We start from the raw sequence: 16,977 nt of genomic DNA, 5'->3' as shown, positions 1-16,977 counted from the left end.
TAAGCGGAAGCCTAGATGTTGCGCAGGATAGTGCAATAGGGAATAAAGGAGCTTCCTTAATTACTTTTTTTAAAAAAATCTGCCGATATATTTGATAATAAAAAAGGTACATTCGGATTAACTATTTTAGACAAATTACAGGAGGTATAGAAATGGAAACCAGCGACCATAAAGACAAGATAAGTGCATCTGAACTTGCAAACCTGTGGACACAATATATAAATGACAGCTTAGCCCGTTGTATGTTTCTCTATTTTCTTAATCATGTTAAGGATAAAGATATTATTCAGGTGTTACAATATGCCCTTGCACTAACTGAAAGACACCTTCAGAAAGTTGAAGTTTTTTTAGCAAAAGAGGGTTACCCAACACCTAAGGGATTTACAGATGAAGATGTTACTGTTGAAGCACCTCCTTTATTTACTGACACATATATTATTGTTTACCTTCATATCATGGCTGTTCATGGTCTGACTAGATATGCAGGTGCAATAGGTAATGTTGTTCGAGAGGATCAGAGGAAATACTTAAAAGGTGTTATTTCAGAAACGTTGGAATTACATGATATGGCGACTAAAGTTCTTACGGAGAAAGGAATTATTAGCAAACCACCTAGTTTAAACAATCATCAGAATGTTGAGTTTATAAAGAAACAAGATTTTATAAAAGGCTGGTTAGGTAAACGTAGACCTATAAGTGCAGTAGAAATTAGCGGTATTTATCTTAACTTGCAGAAAACACTGACAAAAACTGTCCTAGAATTAGGGTTCAGTCAAGTAGCTAAATCTAAAGAGGTTAGAAAATTTATGGAAAGGTCTAGGGATCTATGCAACAAACACTTTAAAATGCTAAGTTCAATGTTAATTGAAGAGAATTTACACATCCCTAGAACATTTGAAACAGAGGTTACAGATTCAATAATTTCCCCTTTCTCTGATAAGCTTATGATGTTTCATATATCTACCTTACTTTCTTCTGCCATTGGTTATTATGGTGAGGCAATGTCAATGTGTCAAAGAAAGGATTTATCAGTTGATTTTGCAAAAATGATTGCAGAAATTGGATTACTAGCTGAGGACGGTATGAATATATTAATAGACAATGGATGGATGGAACAGCCCCCTCTAGCAACAGACCATGAAGACTTGGCAAAAAACAAATGATAAAAAGTGAGATGAAAAATAAAGATAAAATAATTGAAAGTATTTTGTGGAGTATTGCCTTAACTGGCTTTTCTTAAATATTAAATGGTCGGCTTCTTAAAGCATTTTATTTATTGGATTAGAAATTGGTATAAACGTAATGGCAAACTTTAATGAAATTATCCGTTTGAGTTTTATTGGAAATATAGAAGGGACAGTTTCTCAAACAAATTATCAATGGCTTATGTTTTATCCCTGTTTATACTTCTTTGCCATGTGGGATGCATTTAAAGAAGCAGGTGGGGGAAAAATCCTTACTCGTATCCTCCCTTTGTTAGTTCAGCATTCCTTGTGACAGTTGGAATTATGTATTCAGCACATGTGAGACTTTTTGGAATATTATTGGGCCAGTATGGTTTCCAATGCTTTGTGTTATTCCTGGGTTGTTAATTGGCTTTACTTTAAAAACAATACTAAACAAGAAGCAAGGATTTTAATATAAGATTGTAAAAAATTACACTTAAACCAAAGTGGGAAAGTTAGTTTTAGAAGAAAATAGTGATTTTCAGCAATTAAGCGCTTATCTTGAATAAAGGAAAGTGCTTTTTCATGTTAAGTAGCAATTTTAATTCCTTTATTAATATCTTCAACAATAAAAACACGAGTATGAACAATACAAAATATTTCCATGCACATCTGCATTGGTTATTAATATATTTTATTAAAGATCATTTTTGAGTTAGAGGTGCCGTGTGAGAAAGTACTTTTTCTGGAGTTGGCTGCTTTTATCATTATTTTTCTCTTTCACGATTTGTTTAGCTAATTTGCCGATACATGACCTAGAATATATTCCTCTGTTAGACATGATTAGGAGCGTCCTTTTTCTAACTGGTGGAGTTTTATTTTTCAGTTCAATAATGTCTATACTACTTCTCGTTAGAAACATTAGAACTACCATATACTTAGGTATTATTATGCTCTTTTTATTAGTCTTATGGGTCATTCAATATAGCGTATTACCTCTATTTATATTCGTTCCTATATTTATAATATTGTTATTTACTATTGGGCTAGTTCACTTTTTAATTACTTATTTTATAGGTAAGAACCAATTTAACAAACTCTAATGGGGATTCACTTTTTTAGCTACTTAATCTGGGAGATGAGAATGAAGTGAAGAAAGATATAAAGGATCTTACAGAATTATTTATTGAGAACGCTGTAATACATGGGGAATCAACTATTAATGGCGATTTTAAAAGGGGAAATAAAGCCAGCTAATTACTTCTGTTAATCAATTACGTAAAAATAAAGTATGCTATTATTAAATAATTTTTTAGGTCGATCATGCCTTGAAAATGATGTATTGTAAAGAGGAGGGGATCCTATGATTACCGTTATGAATGCCGAAAGCTACCTTAAAACTAAGATTGGCGAAGGTACCGTTGATATAAAAAATGTCTGGGAAGCTTTTAAAGCTTTTTCAAAAGAGTCAGTTGAGGGCGAAGAAGAAAGAGAACTATTATTTCAGTGTGGTATTTATAATTTTACTGGAGAGAAATTATTTCATTTCGATTTTGTACGTTAATTTAGTGTATATCGAGAAGGTGAATATTCTCATTTGGAACAACTGCACTGTGAATTTCTATTTAAACCAACAAAGGAATTAAAGAAGTTAAAGGTAGAAGAGTGGTCTATGGATTTTGAAGGTATTGATGATTTCTTTAAACATATTGAAAGTCTTAAGGAGTTTAATATACCTTTAGGAATAATTCCTATAAAGTTGGAAATTTATCAAGAGGAAATTTAGTGAATTTTTTAAAAATGAAGGGGTAAGATTTATGGATCATACAACATTATTCGTTGGTATAGACACTAGCATTTCTATACCCTCTAACATGGGGAAGAGAAAACAATTTAAAATTAGAAGGGTTGAGTACGAGGAATTGTCTCCAACCGTGACATTTGCTTGTTATGAAAAACAAGATACGATGGTGCGTACATATTTCATTAAGGATGCTCTTATTTTATTTGTGGAAGTGACACCTTTTATTCAGCAATTTGAAGAAATTTTTGGACAATGTCAATCAGAGCTGGATGTTTTTACAACTGACATGTCTCATGAAACTCTTATTCCTAAGTTCTTAAAAGTGATCGCAGAAAAAAAGGGGGGTTATATAGAGTTTCCTACTTTACATATTTTTGGACAGAAATGTTGGCATGATGATGCAATAATAGTTGGAAATAAAGCAGCACTTATAGAATTGAGAGATATAATTGACAAGGCTATTCAATATGGTGAAGGAAGGCTTGGTGCTTCAACAAGTGATGGTGAAGGGTATGATTTGTTCATCTCATGTTTGCCAGGAGATCCAGAGAATAATATTAATTGGCGAAAAATCACACTACCTTATCATGATAAAGAGATGTATAGTCCGAGTGAAGATGAGGTTGACCCGTTTTCTCATTTAACACTATTCAGAGGTTTGTTAAGAAGAAGTCAATCTAATTAATTCAGATGAAAAAATCCAGTATATCAGTGGTCTTTTAGCCTTAAGAGTAATCATAAGCAGTTCCAAAGTATAATAAATCTTTCAAAATCAAAGAGCATTAGAGAAAGAGCTGCCATTTGTGGCAGCTTTACTTAATTAAGTTAAAGGGCAGGATAGTCTAAGAAGGACTTGTGATGAAGATATTAATAGATAATTTATATTAATGGGGTTTATAAAGGAAGAGGTGTTGTAGTGCTACAGCAGATTAGATTAGCAAATTGGTTATTAGAAGTTGATATTATTAAGACACGAGAGTTCTATAAGGAAGGTATAAATGTATGTAGCTGTCTATACTGCAATAATTTTGTCGATGCCTGCAAGCATTTAGATTCTTCAGTAGCAGATGTATTCAATAAGCTAGGAATCGACCCTGCTATGCCAGCACATCTTTCTCAATTCCCAACCATAGAAACTATGAGAAGATTATATACGGGACATTATCATTTAGTAGGCAGAGTGTTAGAGGGAGAATTGAGTACATCGTCCAAATGGAATGAGACTAATACTATAGAAATAAAGAATTTCATATTTGGTTTTTCAGAAGACCTAGAGTTTGTCCCAGGAAGTTTTCCCAATCCTGTCCTTCAGTTAGATTTCGAGGCTGAAATTCAATGGGTTCTTGATGAAAAGCCAGATGAAAATTAAATAACTGGAGTTTCTTGTTAAACTAACTGGATTTTAGTTTAATAGGGATCTTCAACAAAAAGCGCTGTTCTTGAAAAAAGGATATGTATCTATTTTTCTGAAAAAAGCTGACAAACTATACTAATCTGTAAAATAAATAAATAGTATAGGGTGTAACTAGTCCAATTGCCGTGTAGAGAACAGGAGTATAAGTTTTCAAAATAAGGGTCTGTAAGATATGAACAAGGTTATGTAATAATACAAAACACAAAAAAATCATAAATAAGATTGCTACCCATTCACTTTCAATGAATTGTACCTTTATGAACACGATAGTTGAGGCAACTAAAAATATTACTACATCTCTCTTAGCAAAAGAATGTGAATTAATATTCCAGAAGCTCCAAATTAACTTCTTTAGGCGACTATCATTGCTTTCAACTAGATTCGAGGTTTTCTTAGACCAACTTTCAACACTAATTATTTCTTCAAAATCATGTAACATAAATATGACTAAAAAAAGCCAAATTGCATTATGAATTTCTAATGAGAACATCATGTTTAGCCTCCAAAATAAGTATACATTTTTATAATAACACTATTTGGTATATTTTAGGTTATTTTAGTACTCACTTAACTAATAAAGTAAAGAAACAATCTCCAACAATAAAAGCGCTGTTCTTGAAATAGGGCAGGCTTATTTATTTAAGGACCATTTAAAGGAACTAGACAATTTATTTTCTAAAAATGGTATCTTCAACTTATAAATTTTTTTACTTTAAAGCATATTCAGCATAAAAAGTCGGTTTCCAAATGGAATCGACTTTTTATTTGTATTATTCAACAAGTGCCTCTATTTGCTTTTTAATAGAAATTCTCAGTAGTTGATTTCTTTTTTGGAACTATGATGGACTGACAAAATTATTTATTGTAAATATGAGAGAAAAACAATTTCAATACGTTGTATAAGGTGTAAAAGCTTTTACAAAAAAATAAGGGGAATTGTACATGAAGTCAAATGATAAAAATTTTATACAGCGATTACAACGGCAGCAAGAAGACGCATTAGAGTTTATAGTTGATAAATATTTACCACTAATTAAAGGGATAACATATAAAATTCTATCCCAAGTTGAGAATGAAGGAGCCATAGAAGAATGTATAAACGATATTTTTCTTTCAATATGGAACAATTCAAAGAAATTCCATGGAGATTCGACAGATTTCAAAAAGTGGATTTGTGCAATTGCTAAGTTTAAAGCGATTGATTACTACAGAAAGTCTAGTAAGAAAGTGGAATTCACCTCAGATTATATGGATTTAAATCCTGAAAAATCAGTAGAAGATCAACTTATTATGGTCGAAAACAAAACGGAACTTATCAAGTTATTAAATATCTTAGAGCCTATGGATCGAGATATTTTTATTATGAAATTCTTTCTAGGTTTAAATACCGAGGATATATCTAAAAAACTAGGGCTATCCAATACTGCGATAGATAATCGAATTTATAGAGGGAAAAAGAAACTAAATAGCAAAGCTACGAATCTTAATTTAGGAGGTAGTATATTGTGAAGGATATTTATGAATTATTAAATGATATAGACATAGACGAAAATGAATTTGAGGAGATGGAAGTTAGTGAATTTGAAAAGGCAAGAGTAAAAAAGACGCTAAAAAAATCATTAAATCAGAAGAAAAAAATGAAGGGATGGAAACGGAATATTACTGCAGCAGCGATGATCGTCGGCTTATCGGCTTCAGCATTCGGATTAACCTTCCCTGCCTATGCTGGCAATATTCCTGTCATAGGAGACATTTTTAGATTTTTGGATAACGGAAGAACTGGCCTCTATGATAATTATAAGGAATATTCTACTGAGTTAAATATAACAGAAAAAAGTAAAGGGATTAGCGTTACGATAAATGACGCTATTTATGATGGCAAAACTGTGTCTGTAACATATTCAATTGAAAGTGATCGAGATTTAGGAAATGATCCTTACATTTTTGGAGACCTAGACATAAAGGGCTCAACAGGACAGGCAGGTAGCTCAACCATATCAAAGTTAGACGAAAATCACTATGTCGGTCTTATAACGGCTAGTAGCATGAATCTTAAGAATGAAGATAAAGTAAAAGTAAACTTGAATATTGAAAGTATAACTAATCAAGAAAAGGAGGAAGAAGTTAAAGGGAATTGGAGTTTTGCACTTTCTTTAGATGCAACGGAAAGCAATACGAAAAAAATAAGTGATCATAGCGTAGAGGGGAATGGAGTACAAGTAAATGTTGGTGAAATATCTATCACACCGATGTCCTTTATTGTCTATTATGAGCAAATAGTTTCTGAGAAGATCAGAAACACATGGCATGGCGTAGACGTAGAGATACAAGTGAAAGATGACCTAGGAAATCGTTATTCGGGTGAAGGTAATGGAGGGTCAGGTGATAGTGATGGATATAATATTAGTTGGAGTAAAACATTTGAAAAATTAGACGAAAAAGCTTCGAAACTGATTATAACTCCACACATCACCTTTAGGGAATATACTTCTGAAAATTTTGGTGCTGTCGAAATAACCGAAAGTGGTGAACATAGAGAAATTCCAATTCCAAAGAAACCTGGTAAGGGGAAAGAAGAATTTGTATTAGATGATATTGTTATTGAACTAGGGAGTTAACATAATATATGGAAAAACTGGTCTATTTTAAAGATCATTCCTTAAGTTTTGCTCAGCAATAGAAGCGCATTAATGAAAGAGCTGTCATGTGTACAGCTTTTCTTATTTGGTCGAAAAAGGGGATTCAAATTTATGATATATAGGTATGAGGAATTTCTTGAAGATTTAAGTATGGGAAGAGAGATTCATTTTATTTACAGAGAGGAAGAATACTATATAGGTTGTGGAACAGGTAAATTTATGTTCTGGAAACTCAATGATGCCGACAGCGAAATGATAGGGAAAGATATGGAAGACTTACTTCTAAAAGTAAAGCTTGATGGGAAACTGATTACGGAAATATGGAATTTAATTGAGATCGATACTATTTTCTAAGATATGAGCATAATCGACTATTAATGAGTCGTTAAGGGTTAAAGGGCTAGTTAGTTTAACAACAATCTTCAACAATAGAATTGTTCATCATGAACAAGAAAACGTGGATTTTCATAAATAAGCCATAAGTTAAGCTAACGTACTCTATGTTATGTTAAAATTAGGAAGAGGATTAGTGATGTCTAGGGGTGGTAACGTGGAAAAGACTTTAGTTAAAACTGCAATATACTCATTCTTTATATCATTCTCTTTCATGTTAGTATTGATACAAAGGGAAAAACATACTAAGGATGTAAATGGTATGGGTTCAGTCGAAACAACTCCTTTTTCAGAGTTTATATTTATGAATTTAAAATTCTCCATAATTATAACTTTTATAATTGTTATATGTACATTTTTATACAAAAAATATATTAGGTAGATTTCAATGACTGCCATTCAAGAATCAATTATAAGATTTAGTGAGATTTTAAAGTAGATTGGAGTAATACTATGAAAAAAGTAGTTTTAGCAGGGGGAACAGGCTTCATCGGTGAATATTTTCATGAAAAATTTAAGGAATTAGGATATAAGGTATCTATTATATCAAGGCAAAAACAACATATTTCTTGGGAAGATCAAAAAGGGATTATAGGGGCATTAGAGGATAGTGAACTTCTTATTAATCTTGCTGGAAAATCTGTGAATTGTAGATACAATGAAGCAAATAAGAATGAAATTATGAATTCAAGGATTAGGACCACTACAATCCTTGGAGAATCTATACAGGCATGTAATAATCCACCTAAGATTTGGATGAACTCCAGTACGGCAACCATTTATCGACACGCAGAAGATCGTCCCATGACAGAGGAAAATGGGGAGATTGGTTCTGGATTCTCAGTGGATGTTGCAACAAACTGGGAGAAAACCTTCTTTTCCTTTGACTTACCAAAAACGAGACAAATCGCATTACGCATAGCTATTGTATTAGGTAAAAACGGCGGAGTCATTATACCTTATCGAAATTTAGTGAAATTTGGACTTGGAGGTATTCAGGGAACGGGTAACCAAAAGTTTAGTTGGATACATGTCGAGGATTTGTTTCAAATCGTTCTCTTTTTGAAAGACAGAGAAGATTTAAGTGGTGTATTTAATTGCTCTTCACCACAACCTGTTAGTAATCGTAAATTGATGCAAGAACTAAGAAAAACCATGAATGTTCCATTCGGTATACCATCACCCAAATGGATGTTGGAGATTGGCTCAATGCTAATTAAAACTGAAACAGAGTTGGTATTAAAAAGTCGGTGGGTTCTTCCAGAACGGTTAGAACGTGAAGGTTACACGTTTACCTTTGGCACTCTTGATAAGACGTTACAAGACATTTTGTGAAATTTTGATGTTCTACAACTGTGGGAGGCGTATTCTTTATTCAATAAGGATATGCTCTTTTTTTATTTCATAAGTAAATTCTGATAATAAATAGGATATATATGGTAAAATGGGAAGGGCTTTATGAACAAATAAATTTAAACGAATTGATAGATTAATTTAACAAATCAATCTGTAAAAAAATTTAAAAGGGGACAATTTATGTTCTTTTTAATACCTTTTATAGCGGCATTAATACCAAGTCTTATTATTCTTTTGGTTGCGTGGTGTTTCGGAAAACGAGACTATCCAATGTTTATAAGAATCTTGCCTGGAATCCTATTAAGTGTAGCGGCAATTATTATCTTTTATATAAGTATTACTCAAATCAGGGGATTTGAAGGTGGAGTGTATGGCATTCTTAGTTTCACTTTAATCGTATTTGGGATAATTTCTTTCTTGATCGGAATAAAGGTTCCTGGTAACCGTAATTAAAAATTTTTAATATTATTTTTCCTGCTAAATTGTGCAAGTGTTATATAAAGAACTATGAAACTACTTGTGTTGTTTTTCGTAACTATAAGAGGGAGGGGACAATATGAGTGAAGAAAGAGAACATCCTGAGAAAAGAAGAGAGAGAATGCGACAAAAAGAATTAAAAAGAAATTCTGTTGGAAGTGTTCACGGTGGAGGATTGTCTGATTTAGTTGTTGGTTTAGGCTGGAAAGGAACTGGTATTCTTATTCTAGTATTAATAATAGGATTAATAATTTATACCATATTCTTTCGCTAACAGGCATTCGATGATGAAAGGACCTTCAACAAACAAAGAGATTTATGAACGAGTAATACACTTTTTTATGTTGTGTGACAATAAAGGATTTTAATGATTAGTTGTGTTAAACCTTAGATTAAGTACAATATAAAACAAAATTTTTAACCACGGGGGGATATATTTTGCCATTTGTAGAAACAAACAGACTTAAGTTAGTTACTTTTACAGTTCAGATGATGGAGGCTTTATCAATAAGTAAAAGTGAACTAGAAAAGATCGTTCCATATAATATAGCAGAAGGTTATCCTATGGAAGTCTATAGACAATTTTTTGCTTATAAGATTGAGAGATTTCAAAGATTTCCTGATGAGAATGAATGGGAAGGAATAATTATTAATAAGAAAGATAACACAATTATAGGTGATATGGGATTTAAAGGTGGACCAAACGAAGAGGGGATTATTGATATAGGATATAGTATTGTGCCAAACTACCAAGGGAAAGGATATGCTACTGAAATTGGAAAAGCGATGGTCGAATGGGGATTATCTCAACCAAATGTTAAAAAGATAGTAGCAACTTGTGATCCTGATAATTTATCTTCCCAAAGAGTTTTAAAAAAAATTGGATTTTCCTTAATTAATACGACAGATAAAAAGCTTTATTGGTCTTATTAAGGAGGGTTCTTCACTGGTATCGAATAAAATAAAGACAAGTGGAAAAAGCATGAAAACAAATACAGAATATAATGTATCAAAGTTTAGAAGGTTTTTAATACTTTTCCCTCCATTGTATTTAATTCATGATATTGAAGAGATCCTAACAGTTGAGAAATTTCTTGAAGAAAATTCAAATATAATACCCTTTAGTGTAACAACTTTGGAATTTTCATTTGCGTTTACTTTACTATGGCTTTTCGCTTCAATAGGCTGTTATAAAGCATTCTATGGCAACAGGTTTATTGGCATGAAACCAACTACTTTCCTTGCATTCTTAGTACCTGGAATTCTTTTAGCAAATGGTATCGGTCATATACTGCAATTCTTTTTCTTCAAAGATTATGTTCCAGGCATCATTACATCATCATTGATTTTAATTCCTTACTCGTTTTTTACGGCTAAGTTTCTTATTTCTGAAAGAGTAATGACTAAAATAAGAATTCTAAGCTATCTAGTAGTAGGGTTTATTGCCCAAGCACCTCTTGCGCTAATGGCACTTTATATTTCAACAAGCATAATATAATTGTTTATTGCATAACGGGTGTCCTAATTGGAATATTGCAATATATATAATTTTCAACAATAAAAGCACTGCTGGAACTAGGTAGGTGCTTTTTTCCGGTTAAGGACAGATTGTGCAGTGGCAATAAAGAAAAGAAATATTGAAGTATTTAGAAAGAAATTCTAGGAGATGAAACATGGATTTTGTCATAACAGAAGAAGCGGTATTAAACGATCTTATTAATACTTGTAATTGTTATTTTGGATTTAAAGTATTAGATGCAACTCCTATAAAACGTGGTTGGTTAAATTTAAAGTGGAAAATAACAACAGATTCTGGTGTTTTTTTAATCAAGCAATTCAACAAGGAAAGATACAAACTGTATCATCATGAAGAATTATTACTAGCTTTCTCTCAACAAATGCGATTACATAGTAGAGGTCTTCCATGTCCTAAGCTTTATTCACATGAAGGTCAGTTTCTTATTGTATCGGAGAAGGGCGAACTCTTTATGTTAATGGATTACTGTAAGGGGACTGTAATCCCTCCAGGAAAATTAAATGTTCATCAAATGTATGATTTAGGACGAGTAACAGGGAATATGCATCAACTGTTAAATGACGGTACACTTAGCGGTAAGCGTTATCCTGAATTTATCCCCCCAAGTCGTGAGGAGCGTTTAACTCATTGGGAATCTGTTTGGAATCATGTAAATAATACTGGCAAATCGGATTTGTTACCGATATTAGAGACACAATATAAAGTAACAGAAACTATAAATTTAGGAGATTTTAAACTTAATGAAACGGGTTGGGCACACCGTGATCTCTGGGTAGACAATTTATTGTTTGAAGAGAAAAAAGTAAGTGCTGTTTTAGATTTTGATCGAATGAAATATGACTATCCACAGCTTGATGTTGCAAGAGCAGTTATATCAGGTGCCTTAGATGAAAATAACTTTAATGTTCCTCTTGTTGAGGCATTTATAGAAGGATACAGTGAGCAACGTTTTCTTGAAAAAGGGTTCATAATCAGCTCATTAAAAATGTTATGGTTTATGGAAAGTACATGGTGGATAAATTCAAGCATGGATCAGCATAAAGGACCTCCAAAACGATTTGCAAAGGAAATGCTATGGCTTGCAGAAAATTTTAAAGAGTTAGATTCCATGTTAGGGGACATATAGTTTTTACTCTAATAAATAATACCGATTATCTAATCGATTCAATATAGCATATAATTCAAATCAACAATTACTGTTTGTTGGTTTTTAATAGTTGGTAGCATGGAATTTCCTACGAATTCAAACTTTCCTTTATTTCCTGAACAGCCTATTAAAAATACAAAAATTAAAACTAACGTAGACAATTTTTTCAATTTTCATTACCCCTCTATGAACACACTATTAACAAGTTTGATATTATTACTTTTTCTAAGTCTCATTTTAACATAAATTTACAGTTGGAAGACTAACAATTTATTCAATAACGTAGCACAAATAAATTAAATCACACCCAATTCAAAAAGAATGAAAAATGATGGTAGGAATCGTGATGAAGTAATAGATGAATATGTAAAAAGACTGGATCGTGAAATTAAGCTTTTGAGAATAGTTAGAACCTTTATCTTTATCACTTTAAGTTATAAACAAAGATAATAGAATACAATAATTTAGGTGAGTTATAGTAAATTTCATGAATATTAAACAATGCAGTAATTTTAAAATGGGGAAGTAAATGATGAATTTTTTCAGAGAAAATACGAGAAGTCGTTGGAAAGAACAAATTAAAAGAACTGCTTTTGAAATAAACACAAATAATGACTTTTCATTTATAGACCGCTTTATAAAAGATAAGCGAATTATTCTTCTTGGTGAAAATTCACACGGAATAGCGGACTATTTCACAATCAAAAATGATGTAATCCGTTATTTACATCAATATCACGGGTTTAACGTTGTTGTACTTGAAAGCGGACTTTTAGAAGCAGCTCTGTGCAAACAATTTTTAAGCGACGAATCCCCTGAGAAACGAATCCAAAGTAGCTTATTGGATATTTACCATAATGAAGAAATGAAACCACTGTTTTCTGAGGAATGGGCTCAATCTATAAAACTAAGTGGAATGGATCCCCAGCCTACTTATCCTTTAACATCTAAACATATGTTAGATTGGATAAAAATTAATACGGATTATGAGCTATATGAATCAATCAGAAGAGTTGAAGAACTATATTTTGAATTGGACTCTGAAATGTTGGTAAAGGTAACAAAACCTTTAAAAAAGAGAATGAAGGCTGTTATTCAAGAATATGAAGGTGTATTAAAATTAATAGATATCAAACTTAAAAACTGCACGAATCACGAAAAACAAAGGATGCTTCTATTAATTCAACGGGGGATGCAAAATAGGTTGCAATGGTTACAGGTGAATTTAAAAGGTTATCTTTCCTCTGGAATTCAAAGAGGATTTAATATGTTTCAGAATTTAGAATGGCTTATGAATTACTACTATAAAAATGAGAAAATCATTGTATGGGCTCACAATTTTCATATACGAAAAAACGACCCCTGACTGCAAAATTATTAGGAATTAAATCTGTTGGGTATTGGCTACAAAGAAAGTACCCTGAAGACTTTTATGCAATTGGTCTTTATGCTGGGAGTGGTGAATTTGCAACACAATTACGTGTTGAATTAGAGATAGATAGTATGAAAAAAAATCATTATCATCATTTAGAGTCATTACTTTATGAAACATCAGAATCAGACTTATTTCTTCCATTGAATGTACAATGTCAAAGTACCGATAGAAAAATGTGGTTCAATAGAAAATGGAGGTTATTGGAATCTGGATTTTTGGGTCTTTCTCCAATGGTTATTTTTCCACAATATCACTATGATGCAATAATTTTTATTCGGGAAGTGTCCTCTCCAAATTATTTAAAGCGGTTTGAATAATAGGAGAAATGTTAATTGATCTTTTACAAACGGTACTAATAAGACAACAGATCATGGTTACTGCACTGTAGATACTTAGAGTTAGATCGTTCATTAAAGGTAAAATACTAGGGGGATTAAAAATGAAAGCTATCATTCAAAGTGAATTTGGTGATGCAGATGTACTTTCATATTCGGAAATTGAAATACCTAAAATTGGAGATGCAGAATGTTTAATAAAAGTAGCATATACAAGTGTGAATTATGCCGATATTAAAAAAAGAATTGGAAATAAAGGAAAAGGAAATTTCCCTTTAATATTGGGTTTAGATACTGCAGGGACAATTGTAGAGGTTGCTCCGGATTCACCTTTTTCAATAGGAGACCGTGTTATTGCTTTTCCAAAAGGTGGTTCATATGCAGAATATGTGAGTGCAAATGAAAAATTAGTGTTTAAAATTCCTGACACTCTTTCTTTTGAACAGGCTGCTGCAATGCCGACTGTATCAATCTTATCGTATATGCTTTTACATGAAATTGGACAAGTGAAAAAAACAGACACCATTGTGATACATAGTGCTGCTGGTGGAGTAGGTTCGATGCTTGTGCAATTAGCTAGATTATCAGGTGTACAGCATATTATTGGAACAGTTGGTAAGAAAGACAAAGAAAATTATGTAAAGAAATTAGGGGCTAGTATTGTTTGTACTTATGAAACATTTGTAGAGGAAGTATTTAAGATAACAAATAATCAAGGTGCGAACATTATCTTTGATTCGGTCGCTGGTGATGTTACAAGCAAGAGCTTAGATTGCTTAGCATTATATGGCACTCTTGTGCAATTTGGAAATAGTAGTGGGAAAACAGGTCTTATTAAAACAAGTGATGTTCACAGTAGTTGTCGAAATATTAAAGGATTTAGCTTAGGTACAACTAGAAAACATAATCCATTACGATTGGCACCAGTTGCAGAAAAAGTAATAGAACTATTTAATTCAAAACAGCTTTCACTCCCGATAGCAGAAATATTTCATTTAAAAGATGCAGCCGCAGCACATAAATTAATTGAAAGCCGTAATTATGAAGGGAAAGTTTTACTTAAATTTTAATGATTAAGAGAATCTTCCTAGTAAACTTCTTTTCCTAACTGGTCCGTTAGTTTACAAAGGATTTTAAGGTTGAATGGATAGGATAACGTTGTTCCCCGAAGTGATAGGAAAATTAGACAGAATTCTTCGTGAAAGATGAATTCTGTCATGAGATTGTTTATAGAAATGACGATTGAAAAAGGAAGATTAGATTATTTTTTCGAAAATTTATTCAGAGTGTTTGCTAATTTTTTATTCTGGTATTTTGAATAGAAATAAAATGCAATAATATGTCCTACTAAGGTTAATAGAATAAATAATAATGTATATCCTTTTATTAAATGAAACATGTCAGTTGAAAATAAATATACAGCTAATAAACTACCAAATGAATTTATTAATGTACTCAAGATAATATTCGTTTGTGCCTTAAAAGTTGCATACCCCCATAAATAAGGGTAAATAATACCGAATATTATTCCTGAAATCACACCGATCGAAATTAAATTCCACACATAATGAAATGGTATATCCAGCCCTTGATATACGATCGTACTTAATAAAAACACCCATAAAATACTTCCTAATGCTGTTTGGGTAAAACTTTGTCTTAAATGAGTTATCATGCTAATCTCTCCTTTATCAATTTTGCATAATGCCTACTAACTAAATATTTTTTATTGCTTTTTGTAAATACCTCTAATCTTGCAAAGTCACCAGACCTAAAAGATGTAACTTGAGAGAGGTTTAAAATAGTTGAATTGTTTATTCTATAAAGTCCATTTGCCTCTAATGCTCGTAACTCTTTTAGTCGCTTCTGTAGCAGATATTCTTCATTATTAACTAAAGCTAGTTTAGATAAGTGTCCTAGAGAGTGAATCACTTCAACTTGTTGAATATCTATAGTAAGTTTTCTATGGTTCTTAGGATTCTGAACATGTAAAGTGGTGTTTGAACTTAATCCATCTTTAAGTGAAAATAGCTTCTCTTTATTAACTGGATTTGCTATAATCTCAACTTCATCAATGGCACGTTCCTTATCCCAAATAAAGTTTAATTTCATATTTGCCTCCTTTCTAATTACAAGAATAACAATCATATGATGTAATGGATATATTTTCTTGTTTTGTTACAAAAAAACTACTTTTGTTGCATACAGATGTTGGTTGTACATCTTTAAAATGTTTGTATTCTTTAAGCAGGAGCTTACTAATTAAGTAAGGGTAATTTAAGTGTGTACCTGTCATGTTCAGCAAAGCACACGTTTTATGCTAGAATTTAATTAAAATACTAATCAAATAAGTGAGGATATACGATGATTGCAAAAACTGAAGAAGATTTTAATGGTTTGAAGGAAATTGGCAAAATTATAGCCTCTATTAGAGATGAGTTGGTGAAAAGAACTATTCCTGGAATAACGACTAAAGAACTTGATGATATTGCCGGAGAGCTTTTTAAGAAAGAAGGCGCAGTTTCAGGTCCAAAAAGTGAATATAATTTTCCTGGCTATACTTGTATTAGTGTTAATGAAGAAGTAGCACATGGTATTCCGGGGCATCGGGTAATACGTGAAGGGGATCTAGTAAATGTAGATGTTTCAGGTTCAAAGAACGGTTACTTCGCAGATACAGGAATCTCGTTTGTAGTAGGCGAAGGAGAAGAAGTGTTAACGAAAATATGCGACGTTGCTAAAGAAGCATTTGAAGCAGGTCTTAAAAAAGCAAAACCTGGTTCCAATAAAAGTGGAATCGGAAAAGCGGTATTCCAAAAAGCAAAACAGCATGAATTAACTGTTATCAAAAATCTTACAGGACATGGTGTTGGACGTACATTACACGAAGCACCTGAACATATTTATAACTATAATGATCCATGGGATGATGAATTGTTAAAGGAAGGGATGGTTATCGCATTCGAACCATTCATCTCAACCTTTGAAGAAGAAGTATTCCAAAAAGAAGACGGCTGGACCTATGCTACAGAAAAAAGCTATGTAGCTCAATTGGAACATACGATCATCCTTACTAAAAATGGTCCAATCATTGTCACACTATAATTCAAGCATACGCGAAATAGAAAATAGAAGGTGATTTCTTAGTATGGCTTTAATTCAATATGTTGATTTAAAATAAAGTCTGATAATTTGTAAAAAAGTTCGATAATTTAAAACAAAGTTTGATTGTAATTCCTGTATTGATATGCAGGATTTTTTTATTCCGCAATCA

22 protein-coding genes and 1 pseudogene are annotated in these 16,977 nt (G+C 32.1%); 19 read left to right on the top strand and 4 right to left on the bottom strand.

The window, feature by feature from the left end:
• Positions 1-152 precede the first annotated feature (152 nt).
• From D9842_RS07370 to D9842_RS07345, 6 genes and pseudogenes are all read left to right on the top strand, one after another.
• Entirely contained in the window at positions 153-1,163 is a 1,011-nt protein-coding gene (locus D9842_RS07370) for a DUF3231 family protein (protein ID WP_121661968.1), read from the top strand.
• A 77-nt stretch (positions 1,164-1,240) separates the two neighbouring features.
• A pseudogene (locus D9842_RS26255) lies at positions 1,241-1,639 on the top strand (hypothetical protein).
• An 890-nt stretch (positions 1,640-2,529) separates the two neighbouring features.
• The gene (locus D9842_RS26250) at positions 2,530-2,730 is read left to right on the top strand and encodes a hypothetical protein (RefSeq protein WP_257536001.1); all 201 of its coding nucleotides are present in this window, start codon (positions 2,530-2,532) and stop codon (positions 2,728-2,730) included.
• Between the two features lie 33 nt (positions 2,731-2,763).
• Positions 2,764-2,952 carry a hypothetical protein gene (locus D9842_RS26245; RefSeq protein WP_257536000.1) on the top strand — a complete coding sequence of 63 codons (189 nt, stop codon included), beginning with the start codon at positions 2,764-2,766 and terminating at the stop codon, positions 2,950-2,952.
• A gap of 31 nt (positions 2,953-2,983) precedes the next feature.
• Positions 2,984-3,655: a hypothetical protein gene (locus tag D9842_RS07350; RefSeq protein WP_121661966.1), complete on the top strand. Its 672-nt coding sequence runs from the start codon at positions 2,984-2,986 to the stop codon at positions 3,653-3,655.
• A gap of 231 nt (positions 3,656-3,886) precedes the next feature.
• Positions 3,887-4,339: a hypothetical protein gene (locus D9842_RS07345; RefSeq protein WP_121661965.1), complete on the top strand. Its 453-nt coding sequence runs from the start codon at positions 3,887-3,889 to the stop codon at positions 4,337-4,339.
• Between the two features lie 115 nt (positions 4,340-4,454).
• Here D9842_RS07345 and D9842_RS07340 read toward each other — a convergent pair whose 3' ends face one another.
• Positions 4,455-4,877: an HXXEE domain-containing protein gene (locus D9842_RS07340; RefSeq protein WP_257535999.1), complete on the bottom strand. Its 423-nt coding sequence runs from the start codon at positions 4,875-4,877 to the stop codon at positions 4,455-4,457.
• 449 nt (positions 4,878-5,326) lie between these two features.
• Here D9842_RS07340 and D9842_RS07335 point away from each other — a divergent pair, with 449 nt between their 5' ends.
• From D9842_RS07335 to D9842_RS07290, 9 genes are all read left to right on the top strand, one after another.
• Positions 5,327-5,893 carry a sigma-70 family RNA polymerase sigma factor gene (locus tag D9842_RS07335; protein ID WP_121661964.1) on the top strand — a complete coding sequence of 189 codons (567 nt, stop codon included), beginning with the start codon at positions 5,327-5,329 and terminating at the stop codon, positions 5,891-5,893.
• Complete coding sequence (locus D9842_RS07330; RefSeq protein ID WP_121661963.1) at positions 5,890-7,002, top strand: DUF4179 domain-containing protein; 1,113 nt, start codon at positions 5,890-5,892, stop codon at positions 7,000-7,002. The genes D9842_RS07335 and D9842_RS07330 overlap by 4 nt, the downstream gene beginning before the upstream one ends.
• A 132-nt stretch (positions 7,003-7,134) precedes the next feature.
• Entirely contained in the window at positions 7,135-7,377 is a 243-nt protein-coding gene (locus D9842_RS07325; RefSeq protein WP_121661962.1) for a hypothetical protein, read from the top strand.
• A gap of 492 nt (positions 7,378-7,869) precedes the next feature.
• Entirely contained in the window at positions 7,870-8,751 is an 882-nt protein-coding gene (locus D9842_RS07315) for a TIGR01777 family oxidoreductase (protein WP_121661960.1), read from the top strand.
• A 201-nt stretch (positions 8,752-8,952) separates the two neighbouring features.
• Complete coding sequence (locus D9842_RS07310; RefSeq protein ID WP_162987350.1) at positions 8,953-9,225, top strand: hypothetical protein; 273 nt, start codon at positions 8,953-8,955, stop codon at positions 9,223-9,225.
• 103 nt (positions 9,226-9,328) lie between these two features.
• Complete coding sequence (locus D9842_RS07305; protein ID WP_121661959.1) at positions 9,329-9,523, top strand: DUF6366 family protein; 195 nt, start codon at positions 9,329-9,331, stop codon at positions 9,521-9,523.
• Positions 9,524-9,687: 164 nt separating this feature from the next.
• Entirely contained in the window at positions 9,688-10,182 is a 495-nt protein-coding gene (locus D9842_RS07300; protein ID WP_121661958.1) for a GNAT family N-acetyltransferase, read from the top strand.
• A 49-nt stretch (positions 10,183-10,231) separates the two neighbouring features.
• Positions 10,232-10,747 (top strand): HXXEE domain-containing protein, encoded by a 516-nt coding sequence (locus tag D9842_RS07295; protein ID WP_121661957.1) that lies wholly within the window; start codon positions 10,232-10,234, stop codon positions 10,745-10,747.
• Positions 10,748-10,922: 175 nt separating this feature from the next.
• Positions 10,923-11,912 (top strand): phosphotransferase, encoded by a 990-nt coding sequence (locus D9842_RS07290; RefSeq protein WP_121661956.1) that lies wholly within the window; start codon positions 10,923-10,925, stop codon positions 11,910-11,912.
• Positions 11,913-11,950: 38 nt separating this feature from the next.
• Here D9842_RS07290 and D9842_RS25745 read toward each other — a convergent pair whose 3' ends face one another.
• Positions 11,951-12,103, bottom strand: coding sequence for a hypothetical protein (locus tag D9842_RS25745; RefSeq protein ID WP_162987349.1), 153 nt, complete (start codon positions 12,101-12,103; stop codon positions 11,951-11,953).
• 359 nt (positions 12,104-12,462) lie between these two features.
• On the opposite strand from D9842_RS25745, the gene D9842_RS07285 reads away from it, so the two are divergent.
• The 3 genes from D9842_RS07285 to D9842_RS07275 all read left to right on the top strand — a co-directional run bounded on the left by D9842_RS07285 (position 12,463) and on the right by D9842_RS07275 (position 14,773).
• The gene (locus tag D9842_RS07285; protein WP_121661955.1) at positions 12,463-13,299 is read left to right on the top strand and encodes an erythromycin esterase family protein; all 837 of its coding nucleotides are present in this window, start codon (positions 12,463-12,465) and stop codon (positions 13,297-13,299) included.
• Positions 13,260-13,685 carry an erythromycin esterase family protein gene (locus D9842_RS07280; protein ID WP_121661954.1) on the top strand — a complete coding sequence of 142 codons (426 nt, stop codon included), beginning with the start codon at positions 13,260-13,262 and terminating at the stop codon, positions 13,683-13,685. Before D9842_RS07285 ends, D9842_RS07280 begins: the two co-directional genes overlap by 40 nt.
• Before the next feature lie 122 nt (positions 13,686-13,807).
• Entirely contained in the window at positions 13,808-14,773 is a 966-nt protein-coding gene (locus D9842_RS07275; protein ID WP_121661953.1) for a quinone oxidoreductase family protein, read from the top strand.
• A gap of 191 nt (positions 14,774-14,964) precedes the next feature.
• On the opposite strand, the gene D9842_RS07270 is transcribed toward D9842_RS07275, so the two are convergent.
• Together D9842_RS07270 and D9842_RS07265 are read right to left on the bottom strand one after the other, a co-directional pair.
• Complete coding sequence (locus tag D9842_RS07270) at positions 14,965-15,378, bottom strand: hypothetical protein (RefSeq protein ID WP_121661952.1); 414 nt, start codon at positions 15,376-15,378, stop codon at positions 14,965-14,967.
• Complete coding sequence (locus D9842_RS07265) at positions 15,375-15,815, bottom strand: LytTR family DNA-binding domain-containing protein (protein WP_162987347.1); 441 nt, start codon at positions 15,813-15,815, stop codon at positions 15,375-15,377. The genes D9842_RS07270 and D9842_RS07265 overlap by 4 nt, the downstream gene beginning before the upstream one ends.
• 252 nt (positions 15,816-16,067) lie before the next feature.
• Here D9842_RS07265 and map point away from each other — a divergent pair, with 252 nt between their 5' ends.
• Positions 16,068-16,808 carry a type I methionyl aminopeptidase gene (gene map / locus D9842_RS07260; RefSeq protein WP_121661950.1) on the top strand — a complete coding sequence of 247 codons (741 nt, stop codon included), beginning with the start codon at positions 16,068-16,070 and terminating at the stop codon, positions 16,806-16,808.
• Positions 16,809-16,977: the final 169 nt, after the last annotated feature.

This window comes from Metabacillus litoralis, from assembly GCF_003667825.1.
Taxonomy (GTDB): domain Bacteria; phylum Bacillota; class Bacilli; order Bacillales; family Bacillaceae; genus Metabacillus; species Metabacillus litoralis_B.
This window is presented reverse-complemented; position numbering and strand designations above follow the sequence as displayed.

What these genes read in the sequence shown, in the direction of transcription:
- D9842_RS07370 (WP_121661968.1), top strand. Translation starts at nt 153, where the DNA reads ATGGAAACCAGCGACCATAAAGACAAGATAAGTGCATCTGAACTTGCA.
- D9842_RS26250 (WP_257536001.1), top strand. Translation starts at nt 2,530, where the DNA reads ATGATTACCGTTATGAATGCCGAAAGCTACCTTAAAACTAAGATTGGC.
- D9842_RS07350 (WP_121661966.1), top strand. Translation starts at nt 2,984, where the DNA reads ATGGATCATACAACATTATTCGTTGGTATAGACACTAGCATTTCTATA.
- D9842_RS07340 (WP_257535999.1), bottom strand. Translation starts at nt 4,877, where the DNA reads ATGATGTTCTCATTAGAAATTCATAATGCAATTTGGCTTTTTTTAGTC.
- D9842_RS07335 (WP_121661964.1), top strand. Translation starts at nt 5,327, where the DNA reads ATGAAGTCAAATGATAAAAATTTTATACAGCGATTACAACGGCAGCAA.
- D9842_RS07325 (WP_121661962.1), top strand. Translation starts at nt 7,135, where the DNA reads ATGATATATAGGTATGAGGAATTTCTTGAAGATTTAAGTATGGGAAGA.
- D9842_RS07315 (WP_121661960.1), top strand. Translation starts at nt 7,870, where the DNA reads ATGAAAAAAGTAGTTTTAGCAGGGGGAACAGGCTTCATCGGTGAATAT.
- D9842_RS07310 (WP_162987350.1), top strand. Translation starts at nt 8,953, where the DNA reads ATGTTCTTTTTAATACCTTTTATAGCGGCATTAATACCAAGTCTTATT.
- D9842_RS07305 (WP_121661959.1), top strand. Translation starts at nt 9,329, where the DNA reads ATGAGTGAAGAAAGAGAACATCCTGAGAAAAGAAGAGAGAGAATGCGA.
- D9842_RS07295 (WP_121661957.1), top strand. Translation starts at nt 10,232, where the DNA reads ATGAAAACAAATACAGAATATAATGTATCAAAGTTTAGAAGGTTTTTA.
- D9842_RS07290 (WP_121661956.1), top strand. Translation starts at nt 10,923, where the DNA reads ATGGATTTTGTCATAACAGAAGAAGCGGTATTAAACGATCTTATTAAT.
- D9842_RS07285 (WP_121661955.1), top strand. Translation starts at nt 12,463, where the DNA reads ATGATGAATTTTTTCAGAGAAAATACGAGAAGTCGTTGGAAAGAACAA.
- D9842_RS07280 (WP_121661954.1), top strand. Translation starts at nt 13,260, where the DNA reads ATGGGCTCACAATTTTCATATACGAAAAAACGACCCCTGACTGCAAAA.
- D9842_RS07275 (WP_121661953.1), top strand. Translation starts at nt 13,808, where the DNA reads ATGAAAGCTATCATTCAAAGTGAATTTGGTGATGCAGATGTACTTTCA.
- D9842_RS07270 (WP_121661952.1), bottom strand. Translation starts at nt 15,378, where the DNA reads ATGATAACTCATTTAAGACAAAGTTTTACCCAAACAGCATTAGGAAGT.
- D9842_RS07265 (WP_162987347.1), bottom strand. Translation starts at nt 15,815, where the DNA reads ATGAAATTAAACTTTATTTGGGATAAGGAACGTGCCATTGATGAAGTT.
- map (WP_121661950.1), top strand. Translation starts at nt 16,068, where the DNA reads ATGATTGCAAAAACTGAAGAAGATTTTAATGGTTTGAAGGAAATTGGC.